Origin of the sequence: Nostoc sp. (genome assembly GCF_036919895.1) — a bacterium.
In the GTDB taxonomy this organism is placed as follows: Bacteria; Cyanobacteriota; Cyanobacteriia; order Cyanobacteriales; family Nostocaceae; genus Nostoc.
Genome location: NZ_JBALBW010000066.1, coordinates 41330 through 47955 on the forward strand (window position 1 = coordinate 41330; position 6626 = coordinate 47955).

The 6626-nt window shown below is 43.9% G+C and carries 3 protein-coding genes; all 3 read left to right on the forward strand.

Annotation, left to right across the window (positions count from 1 at the left end; genetic code table 11):
• The first annotated feature begins 57 nt into the window (after positions 1-57).
• The 3 genes from V7K55_RS12185 to V7K55_RS12195 all read left to right on the forward strand — a co-directional run bounded on the left by V7K55_RS12185 (position 58) and on the right by V7K55_RS12195 (position 6375).
• On the forward strand, positions 58-711 hold the full coding sequence (locus tag V7K55_RS12185; RefSeq protein ID WP_334831535.1) for a hypothetical protein: 654 nt from the start codon (positions 58-60) through the stop codon (positions 709-711).
• A gap of 79 nt (positions 712-790) precedes the next feature.
• Positions 791-1921, forward strand: a complete 1131-nt coding sequence (locus tag V7K55_RS12190; protein ID WP_334831537.1) for a precorrin-8X methylmutase — start codon at positions 791-793, stop codon at positions 1919-1921.
• Between the two features lie 521 nt (positions 1922-2442).
• A complete protein-coding gene (locus tag V7K55_RS12195) occupies positions 2443-6375 on the forward strand; it encodes a DUF4912 domain-containing protein (protein WP_334831539.1) in 3933 nt (1310 codons plus the stop codon).
• The last annotated feature ends 251 nt before the right edge of the window (positions 6376-6626 follow it).

Here is a 6626-nt window from a genome sequence, read left to right on the forward strand (position 1 = left end):
GGCGCTTCGCCTTCCCGCAGGGTAGATACGCAGAGTTAAATCTTTAGTAAGCAAATTATGCCTACAATCGGTTATTGGATTAAAAGCCTTGATGACGATCAATTTTTGGCACCGCAAGAGGTTACGGGAAAACTGACACCAGATATTGCCGAACAGGTGGTTGCTTACCTTCGCCAAGGAAAGCTATACACGCAATATCGTGGACTATCGTGGTGTAGATTTAGGCATAGATGTGCTGAAGCATTTATGGGAAGTTCAGAATTCACTGATGGTTACTGGATATGGCCTGAAGGCTTGGTTCACTATGTGGAAGTGCATAGAGTTGCGCTTCCTGAAGAGTTTTTAGCAGATGCTTTAAACAAGTTAGTAACAAGAAATAAAAGTATTGAGCTAGATCCAGATATTGGTTTTTGGGTCAATTGGTGTTCACAAAACCAAGATCCAGTTTTTAGAAAACAGCTTATTGGTGCACGTCAGACTCCTAGGCAAGAAGCACAAGATACTTTAATAGCAGAGATTAACGCTTTACAGCTTAAATATGGTTTCTCTGAACAGCTTTGTCTCTCTGAAGGATGCAGGGAAAGAGCCTTACAAAGCCAGGTAGTCTGTGTCAAACACTTTCTAGGTGATGAGCGTTGGGAAAGAGGTTGGAGATCGGTTTTTGACTCACTTTTGTACGACTTTGGACAAGAAATACCGCAAAAAACTTAATGAGAATTGAAAATGCACCGCCATCCCTTCAGGCTGCTTGTGAAGAATTACAAAGACTTTTACCGTTATTAGATAAATTATGAATGCTAGTAGCTTAACTATTAAAGAACTCACAGATGCAGTAGGTGGCGGGTTAACTCCGCGCATGGTACGGCACTACCATCAATTGGGACTGTTACCGCAACCAGTGCGATCGCGCAGCAATTACCGTCTCTACACCAAAACAGATGTTCTGCGGTTGCAAAGGATTGTCGCACTCAAGCAGCAAGGGTTTCAGCTAAACCACATCCGCAATATTTTGGAGGTGGAACCAGAAGCTGACACAACTGTTAACCTCATGGGACAGCTTCAGCAGCAATATCGGGCGGTGATGCAACAAATTTCGCAACTGCGACAAACTGCATCAGCATTAGAAGGATTATTGGGGCGCGATCGCCATTGTCAAATTATCCAGGCGGAAGTTTTGGCACAACTCAAGTTACTGGATGTCGAAACTCAAGCCGGATTGGGAGGATTGGAAAATCTCTGGAGTGGTTTGGATGCCGAAATTCATACCCACTCGGAAGCTTTTTCAGAATCGTTACAACGCCTACTACCAGATTTGTCTCAGCGTTCGGAAATTGAACAACACTTAATTTCTCAATTGGTTTTGGCTTGTGGCGATGTCAGTTTAGTATCTTTTGTGAAATTGAGCCGAGATGCGATCGCAGCTAGTCGAAAAGCTTTATCTTCAAGTTGTCAAATTGTTGTCGATACCCAAACTGTTGCTGCTGCTTTGGATCAAACCCGATTACTTCACTTGGGATGCTGCACTGAAACCTTAATTGATAATCCCCATATTACCACCGCCACAGAAGCAGAAGTTGCTTTTTGGCAACATCGACAATGGCGAGAAAAATTGCTGCAAGTAGATCGGGGTTGCGTGTTGGTAATTGGTTATGCTCCCTCAGTCCTTGTAGAAGTTTGTGAAGCGATCGTCAACCAAAAAATTCAGCCAGCATTAGTAATTGGAATGCCCATTGGCTTTAGCCATGCTCCCGCAGCCAAGCGACAACTGATGCAACAAGGGATACCTTTTATTACAGTTGAAGGAACTTTAGGAGGTGGCGCTTTAGCTGCTACTGCTTTAAATGCTTTGGTGGAGTCACTGATTGATAAGCCCGATTGCCATTGTTATCTCAAAAATATAGTAGATTCCTCTGAGTGCTGAACAATTACCCCTTCGCAACGCCCTGGCTTCTCTGTGCCTCTGCGGGTTTAAAAGTAATTTATATAACCGCAGAGGCGCAGAGAACACAGAGCCAAGAGTTTAAAGAGGAATTTCTTGTCCAAAATTTTTATCGACCTTAAAAAATTAAGTACTCGGTTAAGATATTAGGATACTCAGTACCTAGCACTACTGAAAATAATATTGTTAAATAATATTGAATTTGCTAGATTTTACCAGTTTTAGTAATTCAATAATTCATAATTGTGGCCATAAGCTAGCAAACTTGGTATAAGTTGCAATATAAATTAGAACATTTTATAGTAAACAGACTCTGGCAATTAGAGTATAAATTATCATGTTATCCAATCTCAGACAAAGTATAAATCAATACAAATGCGCTGAAGGAACTTAGAAGTAAAGATAACTCAGATGTATAATTAGCGCGTCTCCTCCATAATCCCTAACAAGATTGTGATTTAAGACTGGTAGGCTTTCTATTTTTTACTTTAATTAAGGGGCTTATGTGGCAACAAGAAAAAAAAGATACTTCGATAATCAGGCTGGTACTATGGATTTCCTTAGTTACCACTCCAATGGCAGCAAGTTTACTGGTATTACAACCCATACTGGCGCAATCTAAACCTGATTCTCCTGCTTTTACACTGCCGCAAACAGTGCAGAATGGGACAACAGTTCGGATTGATGGTTCAAGTAGCTTGGCTGCAATCAACCAAAGCCTGAAAGATAATTTTGAAAAACAGTTTTCGGGTACTAAGGTCGAAGTTGCTGCTAATGGCACTGATACGGCACTGAAAGAGTTACTAAATGGCAAAATCGACATAGTAGCAATGGGGCGTGGGTTGACACCAGCAGAAAAAACCCAAGGACTAGAGCAAGTCCGCTTGCGCCGTGAGAAAATTGCGATCGTGGTTGGTGCTGATAATCCTTTCAAAGGCCGCTTGACTAGTAGGCAATTCGCCCGGATTTTCCGGGGACAAATTACAAATTGGTCACAACTGGGTGGGACTCCAGGGAAGATTCGCTTAATCGATCGCCCGAATACAAGCGAGACTCGCAATACTTTTCGCACTTATCCAGCCTTTAAGACTGCTGAATTTGCTACAGGGTCTAATGCTACCCAGCTAACAGAGGATAATACCGCAGAAATCATCAAACAACTGGGCAAAGACGGCATCAGCTATGTGTTAGCTAATCAGGTGTCAAAATTGAAAGATGTGCGAGTTCTGCAATTAGATAAAGCCTCCCCTGATGATGCAAAATATCCCTTCTCGCAACCTTTAGTTTACGTTTACAAAAAAAATCCCGGCTTAAGCATAGTAGATTTTCTCGGCTTTACCCTTGCAGCGCCAGGACAGCAGGCTATAGAACAAGGTATAACGGCAGAAGCAGTTGCGATCGCAGCCAATGAATCGCAACCTGCTGTCACCCCTTCCCCCATTGTCCAGACAACACCTGCTGCTACAGCTTCCCCTAGTGCTACTGCTTCTGCATTTGGCGATCAGCCTTTTGTCACTCCTGAACCTGCACAAAACAGTCCAATTGTAAATAAGGAAACACCATATTGGTTGCTCCTACCTTTATTTTTTATAACTGTAGGTGGATCTTTACTATGGTGGATTCTGGGAAAACGCTCATCGCCCTCCGATGGAACAGACAACTTACCAGAATCAAATCCTCATCCACCGAAGACAGAGGATGAAGAAATGGCGGTACTCAACGCCAGCACTGTTTCTTCTCTTAACGGAGCGATGCTTGAGGAACAGCCAATAGCACACTTCCAAGATCAAGAAACCCCCGATCGCACTCCCTTCAATATCTATGCTCAAACACAATCTGACCTGAATGAGAATAGTCCTCAAGGGACATCAAATTTAGTCCAAGAGGCAACTAATGGCACCTCTAACTATGAAGGTACAGCTAATGGATCGGGAGCCGCAGCTTTAACCGGTGGTGCAGCTATAGCAACGGGCATCGGGGCAACTACCTGGTCTACCTTTGCTAACAAAGAAACAGAAACAGACGCAATTGATGAGACAGTTGAGCTAAATAATTATACGGAGACAAATACCCCTGATTCTGATGAGTTTGCATGGGACATAGAAGCCCCAGCAGCTGTAGTAAATACTTCCTATCCTCACCTGGGTAATATTCCAGAAGAAATATCTGATGTAGAACTACCTTATTCTGAGGTGACAGCCTCACTGCCAGAATTACCAGATGTGCCAGAAGTCACATCTGATTTGGAATATTGGGACACAGGAATTAGTGAAGATGAGATAGATGACGAACTTCAGGCAGAATTGAATTGGCTAGAGAGTATAACCTCAACTGAAGATACAGCCCCAGTAGATGAATTGCCCTTTCCAGAGTCTGGTGAAGCAGAACCATCACCGTTACCAACATCTTCACAGGTCGATTTACCAGAATTATCAGAAGAAGATGTATTCAATGTGGTAGCGGATGCAGCAGAACCTCCAATCGATGTGGTAGACGAAAAATCTCAACCAGAGCCAACCGTTGGAGAAGGTGTTGCTGAAAATGACTCCATAGATTTTGCAGACGTTGCGGCTTTAGCAGCAGGCGCAGGGATTGGAGCCTGGGCTACCAATCTTGCATCAGATACCCAAGGAGAAACTAATACTCCGGCTGACAATGTACCGATCGCAGCCGAAACAGCTATTGACGATGATGAGAGCAGTATTTTGCTCACAGCGCATACCTTTACATTGGCTCATGTCTCTTGGGAAATTTCCGAAACCAAGAAAGCAGCACTGCGTCAACAGGGCGGCTCTCAATTGGTAGTGCGGCTCTATGATACAACTGGCATTGACTTGAGTTATCAAACTCCTCAGCTTGTAAAGCAGTATGAATCTGAAGAGACAGCACACGATCGCTTGCTAGAGATTCCCCTCAGCGATCGCGATTACATCGCTGAAATTGGTTATATCGCTGATGGCGAGCGCTGGTTATTTATTGCCCGTTCAGGAATTGTTCGTTTCTTCAGTCCTGTGCATCCAGATCCAATCGGCGATCGTCTAACGACTACGGATGAAACAGATATTCACTTGGAAGAAGAGAGCAGTATTGCGCTCACACCTTATACTGATACATCGGCTCATGTCTCTTGGGAAATCTCTGAAACCAAGAAGGCAGCACTGCGTCAACAGGGCGGCTCTCAATTCCAATTGATAGTACAGCTGTATGATGTCACAGGTATTGACTTGAGCTATCAAAGTCCCCAGCTTGTCAAGCAGTATGAATCTGAGGAGACAGCAGACGACGGACTCGTAGATATTCCCCTCAGCGATCGCGATTATATCGCTGAAATTGGCTATCTCGTTGATGGCGATCGCTGGTTATTCATCGCCCGTTCAGCAGTTGTTCGTTTCTTCAGTCCAGTGCATCCAGATCCCATAGTTGATGTGGCGATTGCGGATGAAACAGATATTGACTTGGTAGAGCTAGAAGAACACAGCAGTATTATTCTTACACCTCGCACTTCTCAATGGGCTGATGTCTCCTGGGAGATATCCGAAACCAAGAAAGCAGCACTGCGTCAACAGGGCGGCTATCAATTGGTAGTGCGGCTGTATGATACAACTGGCATTGACTTGAGTTATCAAAGTCCTCAGCTTGTCCAGCAGTATGAATGTGACGAGACAGCACACGATCGCTTCGTGGAAATTCCCATCAGCGATCGCGATTACATAGCTGAAATTGGCTATGTCGCTGATGGCGAACGCTGGTTATTTATTGCCCATTCTGCGATCGCTCGTGTCTTCAGTCCCGTTCATACAGATTCACCCGTTGAAGATGTAGCGATCGCAAGCGAACCAGCAATTGGCTTCGTAAATGTAGAAGAAGAAACCACTGAAGAAGAGAGCAAAATACTGCTCACACCCCGCACTCCCAAATGGGCTTATGTTTCTTGGCACATTTCCCCGACTCAGAATGAAGCACTGCATCAACAAGGTGGTTCTCAATTAGTAGTGCGGCTTTACGATGTGACTGGGATTGACTTGAGTTATCAAAGTCCTCAACTTATCCAGCAGTATGAATGTGAAGAAGTAGCCCGCGATCGCTTTGTGGCCATTCCCGTGAGCGATCGCGACTATATGGTTGAAATTGGTTATGTTGCTGATAGCGATCGTTGGTTACTCATCGCCCGTTCACCTAACATCCGCGTTTTCAATCGTTCCCATGAAGATTTTTGGTTTGTAGCAGATGCTGAGTTAATTATTCACGGAGCAACCCAACCAAATACAAACGTCAACATTAGTGGACATCCCGTCAAAGTCAAACCCGATGGTACTTTCCACCTCCGTCTCCCCTTTTCAGATGGTTTAATGGACTATCTCATCACAGTCGCGGCTGATGGAGAATCCACTAAAACCATCCATAAAAAGTTCTCTCAGGAAACTTCAGAGAACTAGTAATTACGCTAAATTATCCCTTTTAACCCTATTCTCCCTTTTTAGGGGGAAATAGGGAAAGGGTTAATTTGCTCAAAGTCTTGCATGATAGAAATTATTCGTCCTGGCTTTTGCTTGCGGAAAACACCAAAATGAGAAAGCAAACTAGGGTTTGAATAAGTCAAAGGTCATTTTACTTGCGGAAAACACCAAAATGAGAAAGCAAACTGGGGTTTGAGTAAGTCAAAGGTCATTTTACTTGCGGAAAACAC